This is a genomic window from Pseudomonas sp. SK2, assembly GCF_016772395.1.
Taxonomy (GTDB): Bacteria; Pseudomonadota; Gammaproteobacteria; order Pseudomonadales; family Pseudomonadaceae; genus Aquipseudomonas; species Aquipseudomonas taiwanensis.
Genome location: NZ_CP061944.1, coordinates 4,418,533 through 4,440,266, shown reverse-complemented (window position 1 = coordinate 4,440,266; position 21,734 = coordinate 4,418,533). Strand labels below are relative to the sequence as shown.

Sequence of the window (21,734 nt, the reverse complement as noted above, 5' to 3'; positions counted from 1 at the left end):
GGCTCAGACGACGTGGATGCCGCTTTGCACCCACAGGTGGTGGCTGGGATCCTCCTGGGCCGTATATTGGTTATAGTCGATGCCATCGGCGGTCTGGGTACCAGCAAGCGTCCAGGTGTCCGTCAGGTGCACCGTGTCCTTGTCATCACCCTTGATCACCAAGGTGTCTTTGCCGGTCTCCGTGACGGCCACGACGTCCGCCAGGTTGAGGGTGAGGGTGACGGCGCTGGTGTCATTGAGGTCGATGACCTCGATGTCGTGTACGCGCTCGGCCAGGTTGCCCAGGTCGATGCTGGCATCGCCCCCGGCCCACAGCAGGGTGTCGGTGCCGGCCCCACCCTCTACGCTGGTGAAGTCCTGGTCGACGATCACCAGGGTGTCGTCGCCGGCTCCCCCCTGCAGGCTGATGGCCCCGCCCTGACTGCCATCGAGGTGGTCGTTGCCGTCGGTACCGGCGATCACGTCGCTGGATGCGGCTGCAACGCTGGCCAGCGCAACGCCATCGTCGCTGGTGTCGGCCAGCAGCGCGCTCGTGGCACTGAAACTGGCGGCGCTGTCCAGGTTGATGGTCAAGGTGGCGGTATCGGTGGTGCCGTTGGGGTGGGTCAATTCATAGGTGAAGGTGTCGTGCTGGCCAATGATGGCCGAGGTCAAGCCCGCCTTGAGGGTGTAGGTGTAACTGCCGTCGGCCTGCACCAGCAAGGTGCCATAGGTGCCTGTCACGCTGACGCCGTTGTAGCCCGGGATCGCATAGGTGTTGGCGGCCACCAGGACGCTGAGCACGGTCAGGGACGAGCCGAGGTTATCGGCTCCACCCCCTGCGGTGTCGGTAAGCAGGTTACCGGTGACCGGGGTATAGCCGCTGACCACGAATTCGGTGAGATGGGTCGTCGTGGTGTTGAGCGTGGTGGTGAGGGAGCTGGCCAGGCCGATGCCGCTGGCGGTCACGCGTATCTGGTAAGAGCCTGCGGTCTGGTCCTGGAAGGTGTAGGCGGAGCCGCCCCCCAGCAGGCTGACCAGCGAACTGCCGTTCACCGACTGAACCACTGCGTAAAGGCCCGTTGCTGGGTTGAGCTTGAGTAGGTCGATGGTCGTGCCGTTGAGCAGCCCCAGCAGGTTGGTCGAGTTGAGCACGACCTGAAGGTCGGCCGTGGTATCGGTGGCTACGGTGGTGCTGTAGGTTGCCTGCCGTGTGCCGATCACCGGCAGGCTCAGCGGTGTGAAGGTGGTGGAACTGGTGGATTCGCGATTGACCAGACTGATGCCAGTGCTGTCGATGTCATTGACCGCATCCACAACCGTGGCGGGAGCGCCGTAGTTGGTGTTGCTCCAGATCTCGGTGGCCTGCGGGCTGTCGATGCGCACGTAGAGCGTGGCGCCATCCACCAGGCCATTGGCGTGAACCAGCTGGTAGCTAAAGATATCGACCTTGCCGACGCTGGATGGGCTGCCGTTCGGGGTGTAGGTGTAGCTGCCATCGGCACGGATCACCAGGGTGCCGTACAGGCCCTGCACCTCGGTGGCGCTGCCAGCCGCGACATAGCTGCCGTTCTTCAGCACTTGCAGGACTGCACCGCTGTCCGGCCCGAGCAGGTCGGTGGCGCCATCGGTGCCCGGGTCACTGATGACGTTGCCGGAGGTAGGCGTTCCGGTTCCGGTGAACTGGGTCTGGCTGGTGGTTTCGATGTCCAGTTGTGTGGTAACCGTGGTCAGCAGGCCGATGCCGCCACTGCTCACCGTCAGCCGGTATTCACCGGCCAGCAAGTCGCCGATGTCGACCCGAACACCCTGACCCAGCGGCAGCAGGATCAGGTCGAGCAACCCTTGGGTGTTGCCGGTGGCTAGCGTCACCCAGGCGCCACTGGCGTTTTTCACTTGCAAGGTGAAGGTGGCGTTGTCCAGCAAGGCGAGGGCGCTACTGGTGTTGAGGGTCAGGGTAGGATCCACCGTGGTGCCGGAAGCGACCGTCCAAGTATAGGTCTTGGAGAAGCCCGCCAGCAGGGTCGAGAAACTGTCCTGATAGGTTTGCGTGGACACCACCGGTGCCAGGTTGACGGTGGCGGTCGCCAGGTTGTCGCTGGCCACCACCGGGGCGCTGGCGTCCACGTCCGGTGCCGTGATGTTGGTATTGCCCGAGACGTTGTTGCGCGGGTCGGTTAGCGTCACCGACAGCACCTGGCCGTTGTCCTGTGCAGGGCTCAGGGTGACGGTGAAGCTGCCATTGGGCTGCACGGTGGCGGTCTGCAGCACGGTGCCGCTGGCGTTGCGCACCGTGACCGTGGCGCCGGGTTCGCCATTACCGGTCAGCACGCTGCCGTCGGCGCTGATGACCAGGTTGCTGGCCGCCGCTGGCGGTGTGAGGTCCGGTGCGGTCAGCGCGGCACCCTGGGAGGTGTTGCCCGCCGCGTCAGTGAGCGTGACGGTCAACGCCTGGTTGTCCACCTGTGCTGCGGCCAGGCTGACCACGAACAGGCCGTTGGTGCCGACGGTCGCGGTGCCGAGAATCGTCCCGGCGCTGTTGCGCACGGTAACTGTGGTACCGGCCTGTCCAGTGCCTGAAACCACCGTACCGTTGCTGTTGATGCTGGCGACCGGGGCAGTGGGCGGCGTGGTGTCGGGCGCGTTGATGCTGGCGCTGCTGGAGGTGTTGCCTGCCGCGTCGGCCTGGCGCACGGTCAGTTGCTGTCCGTCGTTCTGCGCCGTGGTGAGGGTGATACTGAACTGGCCGTTGCTGCCGACCGTGGCATTGCCCAGTGCGACACCGCCGGGGCCTTGCACGGTGACAGTCGCCCCGGGTTCGCCGGTACCGGTAAGCACGGTGCCGCCGGCATTGATCGCCAGGTTGCTCACAGGCGCTGGTGCCTGTGAATCAGGTGCTGTGAAGCTGGTGCTGCCGGATGGATTCAGCGCCGCGTCGGTTTGAGTCACCCCCAGCACCTGGCCGTTGAGCTGTGGGCTCGACAAGGTGATGGAGAAGGCCCCTCCGGCATTCACCTGGCCGGTACCGATGATGGCCCCTCCTGCATCGCGGACCGTCACGGTTGCGCCTGCTTCACCCGTACCGCTGAGCACCAGGCCATTGGTTGAAAGTGCGGTGACGATGGGGTTGGCCGGGGCCGTGCTGTCCTCCGCTTGCACGATGGCGGGTATCGAGCTTCCCCCCAATGCGGACACAGCGGTGACCGACAGCGTTTCGCCATTGAGCTGGGCGCTGTCCAACGTCAGGGTGAAGGTGCCACCAGCGCCTGTCAGGCCAGTGCCTATGAGTGTCCCTGACGCGTCACGCACCTCGATGGTGGTGCCGATCTCGGCGTTGCCGCTCAAGATCAGGCCATCTGCGGCCAGATCCACGTTGGTGGGGGCGGCAGGTACCGGCACCAGCGGCGTATCGTAGCTGGCTTCGCCCGATGTGTTCTGGGCTGCGTCACGCTGGGTGATTCGCAGTTCCTCGTCCGGGCCTGGCGCCGGTTGCAAGGTGACTTGGAAAGTACCGTTGGCGGCCACCACTGCGCTGCCGAGAGGGTTGCCGTTCAGCGTGACGGTCACGGTTGCGCCGGGCTCACCGCGTCCGCTTAGCACATCGTAACCGGGGCTGATGCTCAAGTTGGTGACAAGGTCTGGCGCCGTGGTGTCGGCAGCTTGGTAGGAGGCAGTCGGCGAGGTGTTGCCGGCGTCATCGGTGGCCACCACCGACAGCAGTTGGCCGTTGGTCTGAGCGGGTGAAAGCGTGACGGTGAACACGCCATTGACGGGAACTTCGATTTCACCCAGCACCGTGTTGTCCGGCCCGCGCACAGTGATGGTGCTGCCCGGTTCGGCGCTGCCGCTGAGCTGCAAGCCATTGGCGGTCAGGCTCAGGCCGGTCGGTTGTGCGGGCGGTGTCAGGTCCGGTGCGGTGACCTGGAATGGCGACGACGGGTTGCCGGTGGCGTCCTGGGCGATGATGGTCAGCACCTGGCCGTCGATCTGAGGGGTGCTCAGATCCAGCACGAAGGTGCCGTCGGCATCGATCACTCCTTGGCCGACGACATCGCCCAGGTCGTTGACCACGGTGATGTTGGCGCCGGCTTCTCCTGTGCCGGTCAGCTGGGTGCCGCTGCCGTTGAGTGTCGCCAGGACACTGGCGGGCGGGGTGACATCGGCCACGGTGAGGGTGCCGATCGGCGAAACGTTGCCGCTGGTATCTTCCAGGGTGACCTGCAATTGCTGGCCATTGAGCTGTGCGGGCGTCAGGTCGACCACGAAGGTGCCGTCGGCGTCCACCGTGGCCTCGCCGATCAGGGTGTTGCCTTGATACACCCGCACTGTGGTGCCAGCTTCGCCATTGCCGCTGAGCTGGTCACCCGCAGCGTTCAGGCGTAGTGCGTCAGGCGTCGCGGGTGGTGTCAGGTCGGGGGCGGTGACGACCACTGGGACGCTGATGTTGCCGGGCGGGTCGGCCTGCTGCACCGACAGCGCCTGTTGGTTGATCTGCGCCGGTGTCAGTGCGACCTGGAAGCTGCCATCGGCAAGTACGACGGTGGTGCCGAGCACCTCCCCGGCGGCATTGGTCACGGTGACAGTTGCACCCGCTTCGCCACGGCCGCTGACCAGGCTGCCATCGGCATTGATGACCACCTGGGTAAGGGCGTCAGGTGGAGTGAAGTCCGGCGTTTGCAGCGAGGTTGCAGGCGAGGCGTTACCGGCGGCGTCGCTCTGGCTGACGCTGAGCAGCTCGGCATTGCCCAGCGGCGGGTTGAGGGTGATGGTGAAGGCGCCGCTGGCATCGACCACGGCGCTGCCGATCTCGTTGCCGTTGGCATCTTTCACCGACACCCGTGCACCCGCTTCACCACGGCCGGTGAGGGTGGCGCCGTCGCTGGCGATGGCGAGTTCGCTTGGCGCCGCGGGGGGCGTTGTGTCCGCCGCGGTAAGGGACGTGGCATCGGATTGGTTGCCGGCGGCATCGGTGAGTATCACCTGCACGGTCTGGCCATTGGCCTGGGCGGGTGTCAGGTTGACCTGGAAGGTGCCGTCGCCACGAACCACCGCAGTGCCCAGCACACTGCCGTCGGCAGCCAGCACCTTGACGCTGGTGCCGGCCTCGCCAGTACCGTTGAGCAGGGTGCCGCCGCCGGCGAAGGCCAGTTGTTGCGGCGCGGCGGGGGCGACCAGGTCGGGGGCGGTGAGGCTGACGCTGTTGGACTCGTTGCCCGCCGCATCGGTCTGGCTGGCACTGAGGTGCTGGCCGTTGAGCTGCGCAGGGCTGAGGTTAATGCTGAACTGGCCCGAGGCATCGACCACACCCTGGCCGAGCTCGACCCCACCGTCGCCCAGTACTTTGACGGTGGCGCCAGGCTCGCCACGCCCGCTCAGCACCAGCCCGTTGCTGGAAATGGCCAGGTTGGTCAGCGGTTGCGGCGCGGTGGTGTCGGGTGCCACCAGGGTGGCAGGCAAGGATGTGTTGCCATCGCTACCCACGGCAACCACTTGCAGCACTTCGCCGTTGGCCTGAGCACTGCTGAGGCCGACGGTGAAAGTGCCGTCGACAGCCACCAGGCCGGAACCCAGCAGCACGCCATGGGGACCATAGACGTTCACGGCGCTACCGGGCGTGCCGGTGCCGGTTACCGTCAGGCCATTGGCCGATAGCACCAGGTCATCGGGAATGTCCGGGGCAAGATTGCCCGGAGCGGTGACGGTCTGTGCGGGCGAGGCGTTCTGTGCGGCATCGGTCTGCACCACGCCAAGGTCCTGGCCAGCGACAGCGGCGGGCGACAGCGTCACGCTGAACCGACCATCGACACCCACAGTGGTCGTACCCAGAATCGACCCATCTGGTGCGCGAACGGTCACCGAGGCATTGGCCTCGCCGATCCCCGTCAGGGTGCTGCCATCGGCAGACACCGCCAGTTGCGACACTGGCGCTGGCGGGGTGGTGTCCGCGGCGGTATAGGGAGTGGTGGGCGACACATTGCCTGCGGCATCGGTTGCACTCACCTGCAATGTCTGGCCATTGGTCTGTGGGCTGTCGAGGGTGACCTGGAAGGTTCCGTTGCTGTTGGCGATGGCCGTGCCTAGGACATTGCCTGAGGCATCGCGTACCGTGACCGTACTGCCTGCCTCGGCAATGCCGCTCAACTGCAGCCCGCTGGCGGCCAGCGACAGACCGCTGGGGGCGGCGGGTGAGGTGTGGTCGGGCGCGATCACCGCAACGACGGCGGAGGTGTTGTTGCCTGCGTCGGTCTGGGTCACGCTCAGATGCTGGGCATTGAGCTGCGCGCTATCGAGCGTCAGGGTAAAGCTGCCATTTGCGGCCACCAGGCCGGTACCGATGACGGTGCCATCCGGACCGCGAACGGTGACCGTGGCGCCCGCTTCCCCAAGACCGGTCAGGGTCAGTCCGTTGTTGTTCAAGATTACATTGGTCAGTGCGGCAGGCGGCGTGAGGTCCGGGGTGTTGACGCTCACTGCCGGGGAGGTATTGCCGGCGCTGTCTGCCTGGGTCACGCCAAGGGTGCTGCCATCGGCCTGAGGTGTGCTGAAGGCCACCGTGAAGCGTCCATCGGCGCCTACGGTAGCGGTGCCTAGCATGGTACCCGCGGCATTGCGCACCTGGACAATGGCTCCGATCTCGCCACTGCCCGTCAGGTGCCGACCGTCGGCACTGAGTACGACGTCGGCGACGGCATTCGGTGGCGTGCGGTCCGGCGTTGCCAGGCTGGCGGGGGCGGACACGTTGCCGGCGGCATCGGTAAGGGTGACCTGCAGGGCACTGCCGGTGGTCTGCGCACTGGGCAGGGTGACCTGGAACACGCCGCTCTGGTTGACCGTGCCGGTGGCGAGGACAGTGCCATTGGCGTCGCGCACGGTGACAGTCGCGCCGGCTTCGCCCTGGCCGCTGACCACGGTGGCGGCGCTGTTGAGGCTGAGTTGGTTGGCGGCCAGTGGTGCTTGCAGGTCGGGCGCCTGGAGCGTCGCGGGCAGTGAAGTGTTGCCGCCGGTATCCGTCTGGGTGATGGTCAGCTGTTGGGCATTGGTCTGCGCAGGCACCAAGGTGACGCTGAACAGACCGTTGCTCGCAACGACTGCGCTGCCTACTTGCGTGCCTTGAGCATCGAGCACTTTGACGGTGGCACCGACCTCGCCACGACCCGTGAGAACGGTCCCGGCCGGGTTCAGGTCGACCTGGGTCGGCGCATCCGGTGCGGTGCTGTCGGCCGCCACGATCACGGCGGGTACCGACGCCGTGCCGCCCACCGTCGCCTGGGCGTAGGCCTGCAGGGTTTGTCCGTTGAGTTGGGCGGCGTTGAGGAACACATGGAAGGTGCCATCGCTGCCGACGGTGGCGGTGCCCAGTACATTGCCGTTGGAGGTCACCGTGATCAGGGTGCCGACGGTGCCTTGGCCGGTGAGGACGAAGCCATCGGCGCTGAGCGCCAGGTTGGTGGGGCTGGCGACTTCACTGCCGTCGGGTCCGTTCAAGAGGCTGCTCGCTTCCTGTCCGGCGCCGTCGCGCACCACCAGGTCGACCACTTCACCGTTGGTGAGCGGGCGATCGAGCACGACCTGGAAGGTACCGTCAGGGCCCACGGTCGCGCTGCCCAAGGGCGTACTGCCGTCCCGGACAATGACAACGGTGCCTGGCTCGGCATTGCCGGCAACGAGGGTGCCATCCGGGCTCAGGGAGACGTTGGTCGCTGCGCTGGGGGGCGTGGTGTCCGGGGCGGTCACCGCTGCCGGGGCGGCGCTGTTGCCTGCGGCATCGGCCACGATGACGGTGAGGGTTTCGCCGTTCTGCTGTGCAGTCGACAGGGGCACGCTGAAGCTGCCGTCGGACTGGACTGTCCCGCTGGCAAGGAGGTTGCCGTTGGGGCCCAGTACCGTGATCGAGGTCGCACCTGGGGCGTTACCCGTGAGCGCCGTGCCGTTCAGGACAACTGCGAGGTCGCTGGGGGCGGCCGGTGGCGTGAGGTCGGGGGCGGTGACCGGTGTGGCCATGGAGGTGTTGCCACTGCCGTCGGTCAAGGTCACGTTGAGTGACTGCCCGTCGAGCTGTGCCGGTGAAAGCGCAACCGTGAAGGCGCCGCCTGGCGGAACCACCACGCTGCCCAGCAACACGTTTTGAGCGTTGCGCACCTCCACCGTCGCACCTACCTCGCCAGTGCCCTGCAGGTAGGTGCCGCCCGGGCCGACCAGCAGCCCTGTCGGTGACGTTGGCGCACTGCTGTCGTCGGCGGTGTAGCTGGCTGACGGAGAGCTGTGGTTCGCGGTGTCGATCAGCACCACCGACACCGTTTCACCATTGGTTTGTGGCGGGCTGAGGGTGACGGTGAAGCTGCCGTTGGCATTGACCTGGTCGCTACCCAGTATTTGGCCGTTGGCATTGCGCACCACCACCGTGGTGCCAGGCTCGCCTTGCCCGGTGAGCAAGGTACCACTGGCATCCAGTGCCAGGTTTTGGGCAGGCGTGGGCGCTTCAAGGTCGTTGGCTACGAACGGGGTGTCTGTCGAGCCGTTGCCGGCGGCATCGGCCTGACTCACTGACAACGTCTGGCCATTGAGCTGCGGCGGGTCGAGGATGACTTGGAAGCTGCCGTCGGCCTGTACCACTGCCGTGCCCAAGACCCCGCCAGACCCATCTTTGACCGTGACCTGCGCGCCAGGCTCGCCCGTGCCAGACAGGGTGCTGCCATCGCCGGACAAAGACAGGTCTGCCGGTGGGGTGGGGTCCTGGTTGTCAGGGGCGGTGAGGTCGGTCGAGGTCGACACATTGCCGGTAGGGTCACGCTGCTCGACGGAGAGCGCCTGGCCGTTGGTCTGCGGTGTGTTGAGGGTGACCGTGAAGCTGCCATTGCTGGCGACCTGGCCGGTGCCGAGCACGCTGCCATCGGGGGCGCGAACGGTCACGGTGGCCCCAGGTTCCCCGCTGCCTGTGACGGTTGTACCGGTGCTGTCGATGCTGGGGGTGGTGATCGGCAATGGAGGTGAGGTGTCCGGTGCGGTGAAGTTGACGGCACCGGCACTGTTGCCGAGGCTGTCGGTGGCGTCCACGGTCAGGCTTTCACCGTTGCGCTGCGGTGTCGAGAGGGTGACCTCGAAGCGCCCGTCGGTGCCGACCGTGGTAGTGCCTAGCACGGTGCCATTGGCCGCGCGCACGGTGATGATCGAGCCGGGTTGCCCTTGCCCGGTGAGGTGGGTGCCGGCGACATCGAGTGCCAGCCCGGAGGGTTGTGCCGGGCCGTCCAGGTCCGGAGCGGTGAGCGGGGTGGTCGTCGTGTTGCCTGTGGCATCGCGCAGCGTCACGTCCAGTATCTGGCCGTCGGTCTGCGCAGGGGTCAAAGTCACCGTGAACTGGCCATTAGGCCCAACCACGGCAGAACCGAGCAGCACGCCCTGGGCATTGCGAACCTGTACCGTGGTGCCGATTTCGCCGCGCCCGGTGAGGGTAACCCCATCGGCGCTCAGTGCCAGGTTGGTGGCAGGACTGGGTGGGGTGGTGTCCGGTGCGGTGATCGGGCTGGGCGACGATGTGTTGCCGGCGTTGTCGATGAGCACGACGTTCAGTGCTTCACCGTTGGCCTGGGCTGGAGAGAGAGGAATGGTGAAATTGCCGTCATTGCCCACCACACCACTGCCGATCAAGGTGCCGTCGGCATTGCGCACCTCGACCCTGGTTCCCGCTTCACCGCGACCGCTCAGTTGTTGGCCACCCGCTGCGATCACCAGGTTGACCGGGGCGTCGGGCGGGGTGGTGTCCGGGGGCGTGCCGACGTCGTCCGGCGCGGTGATGCTTGCCGCGGGCGAGGTATTGCCAGCAGCGTCCTGGGCGGTGACAGTCAGGGCCTGGCCGTCGGTTTGAGGGGGTTGCAGGGTGATGCTGAACTGACCGTCGGCACCTGCCACGACGCTGCCCAGCAGCGTGCCGCCAGGGCCGCGTACCTGAACCGTGGCGCCCGGCTCGGCACGGCCGCTGAGGGTGGTGCCTTGTTCGTCGATCGCCAGGTTGGTCGGCGCCAGCGGAGCGGTCGCGTCCGGCGCGACGACGGTGCCTGCCGGGGAGGCGTTGCCTGCGGCGTCGGTCAGGATGACTTGAAGGTTTTCGCTGTTGATCTGCGGCGGGTCGAGGCTGATTTCGAAGCGTCCATCGGCCCCCACTGTGCCGCTGCCGATCAGATTACCGGCCGCATCGCGGACGTTGACCGTTGTGCCGGCTTCGCCCCGGCCGGTCAGGCGCAGGCCATCCGGGGAAACCAGCAGGTCGATGGGGGTAGCCGGAGGCGTTGTGTCGGACGGTGCCGATCCGCCGCCACCGCCGCCACTGCTCCCGTTGTCGACTGCCGCGGCTGCGCCTCCGACGCCCAGCAGACTCAGGCCCGCGATCGCCCAGGTTGGCGTCGCACTGCCGGCGACGCCGATACCCGCCACCACCTGGTCGAGCGAACTCACCTCTTCGAACGTGAAGCCTGTGAACGCTTCGGCATCGTAGTTGGCGTACCACAGGGTGCCATCTTCGCCGACGAAGACCATGTCGCTGGCAACGCCCGCCTGGTCGACGGCGAAGAAATTACCGATCGTTATTTTTTCGCCGGACTTGAGCGTAACGATCAGGTCCTGCCCGCGCTGGGTGACGGTGGCCACCTGGTTGGGCGAAATCGGCATTTGCACGACCGCGGGGCTTTTCAGGCTGATATTGCCCCAGGCATTCTGGGTAGCGACTGAAGTTTGCTTATCGGCAACGACAATACTGTCCATGAGTGCTCCCTGCAGTTGTACGGCGACATGGTCGACGTCCATTGGCCCAGGGCCGAGCGGGCGCGGCATGCCTTCAACAGTACTGGCCACTCAAAGGCCGAGGTACCGATTCCTTATGCAGTTAAGCAGCCAACTGGCAATCGGCTAGATAGCTTTACCGACTAATGCTTTGGTGCACGGGCCTCAGCGAAGCCCTAGCCGGCGCGCCAGTCGGTTGAGGTTGGCGCGGTCCAGGCCCAGTTCACGGGAAGCGGCAGCCCAGTTGTGGTCATGACGTTGGAGGCAGGCTTCAATCACCTGGCGTTGATAGGCGTCCACCGCGTCACGCAGGCCGCCTTCAGGTAAGGGCGCTTCCTGCTGTGGCAGGGCGGATTGAGCCTCATTGGAAGACGCGACCGCGCGCAGGTCCAGGTCGCGGGCTTCCAGGGTCAGAATCCGTGGTCTGTCGGCGTGTTGGCCCAGTGCCTTGAGCGCCGAGCGGCCGATCAGGTGTTCCAGTTCGCGGACATTGCCAGGCCAGTCGTAACCCAGCAGTGCGGCCTGCGCGTCGCTGGACAGGCGCAAACTATTGAGGCCAAGGCGTGAGCGGTTCTGTTCGAGGAAGTAGCCGGCCAGCAACAGCACGTCGCGGCCTCGCTGGCGCAGCGGTGGCACCTGCAGGGGGTAGACGCTCAAGCGGTGATAGAAGTCGGCGCGGAAGTTGCCGTTGCGCACTTCCGCGGCCAGGTCGCGGTTGGTCGCGGCGATCAGGCGCACATCGACCTGATGTTCACGGTCCGACCCCAAGCGTTGCAACTGACCGCTTTGCAGCACCCGAAGTAGCTTGGCCTGCACGGTCAATGGCAGCTCGCCGACTTCATCGAGGAACAGCGTGCCGCCGTTGGCCAGTTCGAACTTGCCGCGTCGTTCGCCATGGGCGCCAGTAAAGGCACCGCGCACATGGCCAAACAGCTCGCTTTCCACCAGGGTGTCTGGCAGGGCTGCGCAGTTGAGGCTGATCATTGGCTGGTCGGCGCGTTTGCTGGCCTGGTGCAGGGCCTGGGCCACCAACTCCTTGCCCACCCCGGTCTCACCGGTGATCAGCACGGTCAGGTCGCTGCCGCCGACCAGGCGGATCTCCTCCACCAAGCGTTTGTGTGCCTTGCTCTGGCCTATCAGTTCCTGATGCTGGCCGCTGGCCTGACGGTAGATTTCGGCACGGTGGTGTTCATCCTCGGCGCGCAGGGCCAGGTGTTCGATGCGCTCGGCCACGGTCACGGTAGCCGCTGCCAGGCTGGCGAAGGCCTGCAGGGCTTCCAGTTCAAGACTTTGGAACTGGCCGGGGGTCAGCGCGTCGAGGGTGACCAGGCCCCAGGGACGTTCATCGACCATCAGCGGGCAGCCCATGCAGTCATGGACTTCAAGGTTGGCGTCCGGGGCATGCACCAGGCCGTCATAAGGGTCGGGCAACGCGGAGTCGCTGGCGAAGCGCGTAGGCTCGGGGCGGCTCAACAGGATCTGGAAGCGTGGATGCTCACTGACCTTGAAACGCCGGCCGAGGGTATCTGGCGACAGTCCGTCCACTGCCAGTGGCACCAGCCATTCTCCATCCAGGCGGAGCAGGGCGGCGGCGTCACACGGCAGCAGGCCGCGCATGGCCTGTAACAGGCGGCGGTAACGCTCCTGGTCGGGCAGGTCGCGGGACAGGTCGCTGACCAGCGGGAGGAGGGCGGTGAGCAGAGGCTTTGCAGTCATATTGACTCCTATTGGTCGTAATGACTATACGCTGGGGTGGGTCGTTTTGACATGATCGGTGTCAAGGCATTGATTTCATGGGCCTTTCGAGTTGGCACGAATGCTGAAATAGCCAGTGCAACCATTCGAAGCCACAGGCTTAGGAGTCGTCGCAATGCTCAATGCCGAACAACGTGCAATCATCAAGGCCACTGTCCCGCTGCTCGAAAGCGGTGGTGAAGCGCTGACCACTCATTTCTACAAGATGATGCTCAGCGAATACCCCGAAGTGCGTCCCCTGTTCAACCAGGCTCACCAGGCCAGCGGTGACCAGCCTCGCGCGCTGGCCAACGGTGTGCTGATGTATGCCCGCCATATCGACCAGCTTGAACAGCTGGGCGGCCTGGTTGGCCAGATCATCAACAAGCACGTCGCCCTGCAGATTCTCCCGGAGCATTACCCGATCGTCGGCAGCTGCCTGCTGCGGGCCATCGAGGAAGTGTTGGGCAAGGAAATCGCCACCCCCGAAGTGATCGCGGCCTGGGGCGCTGCCTACGGCCAGCTGGCCGATATCCTGATCGGCGCGGAAGAGCACTTGTACAAACAGAAGGAAGAGGCCGCCGGTGGCTGGCGTGGCGCCCGTGAGTTCCGCCTGGTCCGCCGCGCGCAAGAGAGCAGCGAAATCGTTTCGTTCTACTTTGCTCCGCTGGATGGCAAGCCGGTGCTCAAGGCCGAGCCGGGCCAATACATTGGCCTGCAGCTGTTCATCGACGGGGTCGAGCAGCGCCGCAACTATTCGCTGTCGGCGCTGTGCGACGGCAAGGAGTACCGGATCAGCGTCAAGCGCGAGGCCGGTGGCAAGGTATCCAACTACCTTCACGACCAGCTTGTCGTCGGCGATACCCTGCAGCTGTTCCCACCATCGGGCGACTTCACGCTGACCGCCAGCGACAAGCCCTTGGTATTGATCAGTGGAGGTGTGGGTATCACCCCGACCCTGGCGATGCTGGAGGCGGCGCTTGAGACCAAGCGTCCAGTGCATTTCATTCACTGTGCGCGCAATGGCGCGGTGCATGCCTTCCGCGACTGGATCAGCGCGTTGGCCGAACGTCACCCTCAGTTGCAGCACTTCTATTGCTATGCCGAAGCGGATGGCAGCAACGACGCCCATGCGGTTGGCCTGCTGAGCGAGGATCTGCTGGCCGAATGGATGCCGGTCGAGCGTGACGTGGATGCCTACTTCCTCGGGCCCAAGGGCTTCATGGCGGCGGTCAAAGGCTACCTGAAGGGGCTGGGCGTTCCGGAGCAGCAGAGCCGCTACGAGTTCTTCGGGCCGGCGGCCGCGCTGCAGTGATGTGCTGACCCTGCAGGCCTGATCACAGAGGTACCACGGTGACCCGGTGGGAGCGGCCTCGCGACGCAGAGTCGCTCCCTCAGGTGGTTGCCTATATAGAAGGAATGATGAATCAGCATTGACCATCTTTCACCTTTAATCCTCCTTTAATCACTGTATCCTTCACTCCCGGGTGTCGAGGGGCTTGTCCCTGCGCGGCACCTGGGTAGCTTTTTTGCTGGCCGACGTTGAACCGACGCCGCAGCAACAGGTCTCAGCCATCTTTGGATAGTGCAGCGCTGCCATGCCTCGTCCTCGACATGCTCAAAGGTCAAACCGGCGTGTAGACTTGCGCAAGGCAGGCGAATCACACGCTGCCACTCTCCATCGAAGGAATCGGCAATGAACGAACAAACATCGCGCCTTAATCGGGAACGGCGCTTTCTGGTGCTGCTGGGGGTGATCTGCCTCTCCCTGATTGGCGGCGCGCTCTACATGCAAGTGGTGCTCGGTGAGGCGCCTTGCCCGTTGTGCATCCTGCAGCGCTACGCATTGCTGTTGATTGCCGTGTTCGCGTTCATCGCCGCAGCCATGCCGGGACGTCGCAGCCTGACCTTCTTCGAGGCATTGGTGGTGCTCAGCGCGATTGGCGGAATCGTTGCGGCGGGCAACCATGTGTATATACTCGCCAACCCGATGGTCAGTTGCGGCATCGATACCCTGCAGCCGATCGTCGATGACCTGCCGTTGGCCAAGCTGTGGCCGCTGGCGTTTCAGGTCGACGGCTTCTGTAGCACGCCGTACCCGCCGATCCTCGGTTTGTCGCTGGCGCAATGGGCGCTGGTTGCATTCGTCCTTACCACCGTTCTGGTACCGCTGGGGATCTACCGCAACCGGCGTGGGGCTTAGACAAAAGTCCCGATTTCCGCGTGGTCTTTTACGCCGCGTGAGAAGAGCGAAAAGTCACCTCCCGCTTGATCCAGGTCAATCTCAAAGCCTTGCAGAATGCGGGTTCCAGAGCTATCAAGCGGGGTGCGACAAACTGTCGCGAAGTTGATTTTTTCAGGGTCATTGTTGCGGATTCTGTAAAAGACTGTTGCTCAATAAGTCATAGTCAAGGGTAAGCGACCTATCTACAATCGCCCCCAATTTCCGTTCGGCACTGCTTGCGAGTCGCAGGATTGAAGGAAGCCGCAGCGCTCCTTTTTGCTGACTTCGTCAAGTTTCGCCCAACGGCGATACCGGGCGGACCCCCCTCCGCGTTTTCCCGCACCAAACGGACTTGGTCTGAAGTACAGGCCTGTTGCCTACGAAACCATAAGCACCGCTAACCCGCTTGACGCCAAGGTTCCTGCAGTCGGACCCCGGGCAGGAGCGAGTACGGGCGCGAAATGCCGCACTTGGCAGGACGAAGTGTTGGCTACCAAAACACAAATTGCATTGAAGCAAGCTGATCTAGAGGTCGTGAGATGAGTAAAAAGCGTTACCCCAGACTGTTTGGCATATTGCCCTTTTTAGGCATGCTTTTACTCAGTGGGTGCAACTGGACCCTGCTCGACCCGAAAGGTCAGGTCGGCATTGAGCAAAAGAACCTCATCCTTATCGCTACCGGCCTGATGCTGCTGGTGGTGATTCCGGTCATCATCATGACCGTGGTTTTCGCCTGGAAGTACCGCGCTTCCAACAAGGCCGCCACCTACACCCCTGACTGGTCGCACTCGACCAAGATCGAGGCCGCGGTGTGGATCATCCCGATCCTGATCATCATCGCCCTGGGCTGGTTCACCTACCACTCCACCCACAAGCTGGACCCGTACCGTCCACTGGATTCCGATGTGAAGCCGGTGCAGATCGACGTGGTCGCGCTGGACTGGAAATGGCTGTTCATCTACCCGGAGCAAGGTATCGCCACGGTCAACAAGATCGTCTTCCCGGCTAACACCCCGGTCAACTTCCGCGTCACCTCCGACGCCGTGATGAACTCGTTCTTCATCCCGGGCCTGGGCGGCCAGATCTACGCCATGGCCGGCATGACCACCAAGCTGCACCTGATCGCCAACGAAAACGGCGAGTTCGACGGTATCAGCGCCAACTACAGCGGCGCTGGCTTCACCGGCATGAAATTCAAGGCCACTGCAACCTCCCAGGAAGACTTCGACAAGTGGGTCGCCGAGGTCAAGCAGTCGCCGAAGAAGCTGGACAAGGCCGAATACGAAGCCTTGGCCAAACCAAGCGAAAACAACCCAGTCGCGCTGTACAGCGAGGCCTCGCCTGACCAGTTCCAGATCATCGTCGACAAGTACGAAGGCATGAACCGCGGTCGTCCGAGCCACGAAGAAGCAGGCAGCAAAGATCTGGCCACTACCAAGGGTGTGGAATCGAGTATGCAACCAGCTGCCGGTGCAGAGGAGTAAGAGATGTTCGGTAAATTAAGCCTGGAGGCGATACCCTATCACGAGCCGATAGTCATGGTGACACTCGCCATTATCGCGCTCGGTGGTATCGCTTTGGTCGGTGCTATCACCTACTTCCGCAAGTGGACCTACTTGTGGACTGAGTGGCTGACCACGGTCGACCACAAGAAAATCGGGGTGATGTACATCATCGTCGCGATGGTCATGCTGCTGCGCGGCTTCGCCGACGCCATCATGATGCGTACCCAGCTGGCCGCCGCCACCGGTGGCTCCGAAGGCTACCTGCCGCCTGAACACTATGACCAGATCTTCACCGCTCACGGTGTGATCATGATCATCTTCATGGCGATGCCGTTCTTCACCGGCCTGATGAACCTTGCCGTTCCTCTGCAAATCGGTGCACGTGACGTTGCCTTCCCGTTCCTGAACTCCCTGAGCTTCTACCTGCTGCTGGCAGGCGTGCTGTTGGTCAACATTTCGCTGGGCGTTGGTGAATTCGCCAAGACCGGCTGGGTTGCCTATCCGCCGCTCGCGGGCATTCAGTACAGCCCTGGGGTGGGTGTCGACTACTACATCTGGGCGCTACAGCTCTCAGGCTTGGGTACGACACTGACAGGCGTGAACTTCCTCGTCACCGTGATGAAGATGCGCGCCCCTGGCATGAAGCTGATGGACATGCCGATCTTCACCTGGACCTGCACCTGGGCCAACGTGCTGATCGTGGCTTCGTTCCCGATCCTGACCGCTGCACTCGCGCTGCTGACTGTTGACCGTTATCTGGACTTCCACATCTTCACCAACGAGCTTGGTGGGAACCCGATGATGTACGTCAACCTGTTCTGGGCGTGGGGTCACCCTGAGGTTTACATCCTGATCCTGCCGGCCTTCGGTGTGTTCTCGGAAGTGACCTCGACCTTCGCTGGCAAGCGTCTGTTCGGCCACCACTCGATGATCTACGCATCGGGCGCAATCGCCGTTCTGGGCTTCGCTGTATGGCTGCACCACTTCTTCACCATGGGTGCAGGCGCCAGCGTCAACACCTTCTTCGGTCTGGCGACGATGCTGATCTCCATTCCGACCGGTGTGAAACTGTTCAACTGGCTGTTCACCATCTACCAGGGCCGTCTGCGCTTCACCGCGCCGATCATGTGGACCCTGGGCTTCATGATCACCTTCTCCATCGGTGGCATGACTGGCGTTCTGCTGGCTGTTCCGGGTGCTGACTTCGTGCTGCACAACAGCCTGTTCGTAATCGCTCACTTCCACAACGTGATCATCGGTGGTGCGGTATTCGGCTATATCGCCGGCTTCGCCTACTGGTTCCCGAAAGCCTTCGGTTTCACCCTGAACGAGAAGTGGGGCAAAGCTGCCTTCTGGTTCTGGATCTCGGGCTTCTACGTAGCGTTCATGCCTCTGTATGCCTTGGGCTTCATGGGTATGACCCGTCGTCTGAACCACTCCGACAACCCACTGTGGGAACCCTACCTGTACGTTGCCGTCGTCGGCGCCGTGCTGATCCTGTTCGGTATCGCTTGCCAGCTGATCCAACTCTACGTTTCGGTCCGCGACCGCAACCAGAACCTGGACGTGACCGGCGACCCGTGGGGCGGTCGTACCCTGGAATGGTCGACTTCGTCGCCACCTCCGTTCTACAACTTCGCCCACATGCCTGAGAAGGTTGGCCTGGATGCCTGGCACGAAGCCAAGGAAGCCGGTGTCGCCTACAAGGCTCCGGCCAAGTACGAAGCGATCCACATGCCGAGCAACACCTCTACCGGTTTGTTCATGGGCCTGTTCCTGACCGTCTTCGGCTTCGCCTTCATCTGGCACATCTGGTGGCTGGTTGGCGCGAGCCTGGTTGCAACCATCGCTGTCTTCGTTCGCCACGCTGCGCGTGACGACCAGGGCTACATGGTTCCGGCCGAAGAAGTGGCGCGCATCGAAGGCGAGCGCATGAAAGCGCTGGCCAAAGCAGGTGCTCTGCCTGCCGGCGCACGTGTCGAATCGTTTGAGCGGGTGTAATCAATGTCCAGTCAAGTAATGCACGGTGCTGCTCATGGTCACGACCATGGGCATGACGACCACCACCACGACTCGGGCCAGATGACCGTCCTCGGTTTCTGGCTGTACCTGATGACCGACTGCATCCTGTTTGCGTCGCTCTTCGCCACCTACGCGGTGCTGTCCGGCAGTTTTGCCGGCGGCCCGTCGGGTCATGACATCTTCCAGCTCGATTTCGTAGCTGTTGAAACCGCCTTCCTGCTGCTGTCGTCGATCACCTTCGGCTTCGCCATGCTGCAGATGTTCAAAGGCAACAAGGGCGGCGTGCTGGGCTGGTTGGCCATCACCTTCCTGTTCGGTGCTGGCTTCATCGCGATGGAAATCTATGAGTTCCATCACCTGATCAACGAAGGCTACGGCCCGAACCGCAGCGGTTTCCTGTCGGCGTTCTTCGCGCTGGTAGGTACCCACGGTCTGCACGTAACCGCCGGCCTGATCTGGATGGCTGTTCTGATGTATCAGATCAGCACCAAGGGCATCACGCCGACCGCCAAGACCCGCATGAGCTGCCTGAGCCTGTTCTGGCACTTCCTGGACGTGGTCTGGATCTGCGTATTCACCGTCGTCTACCTGCTGGGGGTTCTGTAATGGCTAACGCACACGACACTCATCACGAAGGTAACCACGGTAGCGTCAAGTCCTACATGATCGGCTTCGTGCTGTCGATCATCCTGACTGCGATTCCGTTCGGCCTGGTGATGTTCCCAAGCCTGCCGAAGAACCTGACCGTTCTGGTTGTTGTGGCCATGGCCGTCATCCAGGTAGTAGTGCACCTCGTGTACTTCCTGCACATGGACCGCTCGAAAGAGCAGCGTTCCAACGTGTCGACGTTCCTGTTCACCACTCTGGTTATTGCACTGCTGGTCGGCCTGTCGCTGTGGATCATGTTCAACATCCACATCGAAATGATGGCCAAGTGAGGTAAGACTGCATGTCCGTGAAGCACTTTATCCAAATCACCAAACCGGGGATCATTTTCGGTAACGTGCTTTCCGTGGCAGGCGGTTTCTTCCTTGCCGCGAAGGGCCATGTGGATTTCGCCCTGTTCCTGGCGGTGGTGGTAGGGACTTCTCTGGTGGTGGCGTCCGGTTGCGTGTTCAACAACTGCATCGACCGCGACATCGACCAGAAGATGGAACGCACCAAGAACCGTGTCATGGTTCAGGGCGGCATGCCGCTGCCCCTCGCGCTGGCCTATGCCACCCTGCTTGGGGTGGCTGGCTTCAGCTTGCTGTATGTACAGGCCAACCCGCTGTCGGCGTTCTGTGCGCTGATCGGTTTCATCGTCTACGTCGGTTTCTACAGCCTGTGGCTTAAGCGCAAATCGGTGCACGGCACCTTGGTCGGCAGCCTTTCGGGTGCCATGCCTCCGGTGATCGGCTACTGCGCCGTGAGCAACAACTTCGACCTGGCTGCAGTGACCCTGCTGGTGATGTTCAGCCTGTGGCAGATGCCACACAGCTTCGCGATCGCCATCTTCCGCTTCAAGGACTACAGCGCTGCCAACATTCCGGTCTTGCCGGTGGCTCGCGGTATCCTGGCGGCGAAGAAGCAGATCGTGCTGTACGTGCTGGCCTTCGTGCTCGCAACCCTGATGCTTACCCTCGGCGGTTACGCCGGCCTCGGCTACCTGGCCGTGGCAGCAGCCATGGGCCTGTACTGGCTCTATATGGCATGGGGTGGCTACAAGGCCGAGGACGACAACAAGTGGGCTCGCAAGGTATTCGGTTTCTCCATCCTCACCGTCACTGCGCTTAGCGTGATGATGTCGGTGGACAGCCAGACCGCTGCGGACGTACTGATGACCTACGCACGCTGATTCAGACGCCTGTTTCACGAAGACCCCGGCCATGTGCCGGGGTTTTTCATGGGCGTCTTCCTGTGCAGCCCCGTTCGCCGGTAAGCTCGTTCCGAGGCATGTGGTTGATCCTGTAGGAGCGGGTTGGTCGGCGAAAGGGCTGCTCGTCAAACCATAAACTTGAAATATTCAATAAAATCGTCTGAAAAGGTCTAACAAAACAGGAAATTATCATTTACAGATAACCTGTATCGGCATTATCTTCTGATTCAGGCCGCCGCAGCGGCCAGCGTCGCTCGGACGGTTCCGGGCGCTTACGTTCTCAGAGGAAACCATGGCCAATCCAGGTTCGCCGCGCCGCTTCGCGCGCATCGATCGTCTCCCCCCTTACGTCTTCAACATCACTGCCGAGCTCAAGATGGCGGCCCGTCGCCGTGGCGAGGACATCATCGACCTGAGCATGGGCAACCCCGACGGGGCCACGCCGCCGCACATCGTCGAGAAGCTGGTTCAGGTCGCACAGCGAGAAGACACCCATGGCTATTCCACCTCGCGCGGTATTCCGCGCCTGCGTCGTGCGATCTCCAACTGGTACAAGGATCGCTACGAGGTCGACATCGACCCGGAAAGCGAAGCCATCGTCACCATCGGTTCGAAAGAAGGCCTGGCGCACCTGATGCTTGGCACCCTTGACCATGGCGACACGGTGCTGGTGCCCAACCCGAGCTACCCGATTCACATCTATGGCGCGGTCATCGCCGGCGCGCAGGTGCGTTCTGTGCCGCTGGTGCCGGGTGTGGACTTTTTCAACGAGCTCGAGCGAGCGATTCGCGAGTCGATTCCCAAACCGAAGATGATGATCCTTGGGTTTCCCTCCAACCCTACCGCGCAATGCGTGGAGCTGGACTTCTTCGAACGCGTGGTGGCGTTGGCCAAGCAGTACGACGTGCTGGTAGTGCACGATCTGGCCTACGCCGACATCGTCTACGATGGCTGGAAAGCGCCGTCGATCATGCAGGTTCCGGGGGCCAAGGACATTGCGGTGGAGTTCTTCACCCTGTCCAAGAGCTACAACATGGCCGGCTGGCGTATCGGTTTCATGGTCGGCAACCCGGAGCTGGTCAGCGCCCTGGCGCGGATCAAGAGCTACCACGACTACGGTACCTTCACCCCGCTGCAGGTGGCCGCGATTGCTGCACTTGAGGGCGACCAGCAATGCGTGCGTGATATCGCCGAGCAGTACCGCCAGCGGCGCAACCTGCTGGTCAAGGGGCTGCACGAGCTGGGCTGGATGGTCGAGAACCCCAAGGCGTCGATGTATGTCTGGGCGAAGATCCCGGAGCAGTACGCACACCTGGGTTCGCTGGAGTTTTCCAAGAAGCTGCTGGCCGAGGCCAAGGTTTGTGTGTCGCCGGGGATTGGCTTCGGGGACTATGGCGATGACCATGTGCGCTTTGCCCTGATCGAGAACCAGGACCGGATTCGCCAGGCGATTCGCGGCATTCGCCAGATGTTCCGAGCTGACGGCCTGGCCCGTAAATAGCACACGGGCAGGGGCTGTGAAGCGGCCCCTGCCATTGCCGGATCAACGGCAAACTATTTTTGCATTACCCCTCTTCTCAGCCGACCTGGCTTCGATTACAAATGGCGCGCGGGCCAACCCCGATAACAACAACCTTCC

General features: G+C 63.1%; 10 protein-coding genes. 8 read left to right on the top strand and 2 right to left on the bottom strand.

Annotated elements, in window-relative coordinates; genetic code table 11:
* Positions 1–3 precede the first annotated feature (3 nt).
* Positions 4–10,734 carry a BapA/Bap/LapF family large adhesin gene (locus IF103_RS19960; protein WP_202675610.1) on the bottom strand — a complete coding sequence of 3,577 codons (10,731 nt, stop codon included), beginning with the start codon at positions 10,732–10,734 and terminating at the stop codon, positions 4–6.
* 183 nt (positions 10,735–10,917) lie between these two features.
* Entirely contained in the window at positions 10,918–12,468 is a 1,551-nt protein-coding gene (gene norR, locus IF103_RS19955; protein ID WP_023382263.1) for a nitric oxide reductase transcriptional regulator NorR, read from the bottom strand.
* Positions 12,469–12,622: 154 nt separating this feature from the next.
* Here norR and hmpA point away from each other — a divergent pair, with 154 nt between their 5' ends.
* The 8 genes from hmpA to alaC all read left to right on the top strand — a co-directional run bounded on the left by hmpA (position 12,623) and on the right by alaC (position 21,596).
* Positions 12,623–13,801 carry an NO-inducible flavohemoprotein gene (hmpA, locus tag IF103_RS19950; protein WP_023382262.1) on the top strand — a complete coding sequence of 393 codons (1,179 nt, stop codon included), beginning with the start codon at positions 12,623–12,625 and terminating at the stop codon, positions 13,799–13,801.
* Positions 13,802–14,182: 381 nt separating this feature from the next.
* Positions 14,183–14,689 (top strand): disulfide bond formation protein B, encoded by a 507-nt coding sequence (locus IF103_RS19945; RefSeq protein WP_023382261.1) that lies wholly within the window; start codon positions 14,183–14,185, stop codon positions 14,687–14,689.
* Between the two features lie 560 nt (positions 14,690–15,249).
* Complete coding sequence (gene cyoA / locus IF103_RS19940; RefSeq protein WP_023382260.1) at positions 15,250–16,194, top strand: ubiquinol oxidase subunit II; 945 nt, start codon at positions 15,250–15,252, stop codon at positions 16,192–16,194.
* 3 nt (positions 16,195–16,197) lie between these two features.
* Positions 16,198–18,216, top strand: coding sequence for a cytochrome o ubiquinol oxidase subunit I (gene cyoB, locus IF103_RS19935; RefSeq protein WP_023382259.1), 2,019 nt, complete (start codon positions 16,198–16,200; stop codon positions 18,214–18,216).
* Positions 18,217–18,219: 3 nt separating this feature from the next.
* Entirely contained in the window at positions 18,220–18,843 is a 624-nt protein-coding gene (gene cyoC, locus IF103_RS19930; RefSeq protein ID WP_027906615.1) for a cytochrome o ubiquinol oxidase subunit III, read from the top strand.
* Positions 18,843–19,175: a cytochrome o ubiquinol oxidase subunit IV gene (gene cyoD, locus IF103_RS19925; protein ID WP_023382257.1), complete on the top strand. Its 333-nt coding sequence runs from the start codon at positions 18,843–18,845 to the stop codon at positions 19,173–19,175. Before cyoC ends, cyoD begins: the two co-directional genes overlap by 1 nt.
* Positions 19,176–19,186: 11 nt before the next feature.
* Positions 19,187–20,074, top strand: coding sequence for a heme o synthase (cyoE, locus tag IF103_RS19920; RefSeq protein WP_023382256.1), 888 nt, complete (start codon positions 19,187–19,189; stop codon positions 20,072–20,074).
* 313 nt (positions 20,075–20,387) lie between these two features.
* Positions 20,388–21,596 (top strand): alanine transaminase, encoded by a 1,209-nt coding sequence (alaC, locus tag IF103_RS19915; RefSeq protein WP_023382255.1) that lies wholly within the window; start codon positions 20,388–20,390, stop codon positions 21,594–21,596.
* The last annotated feature ends 138 nt before the right edge of the window (positions 21,597–21,734 follow it).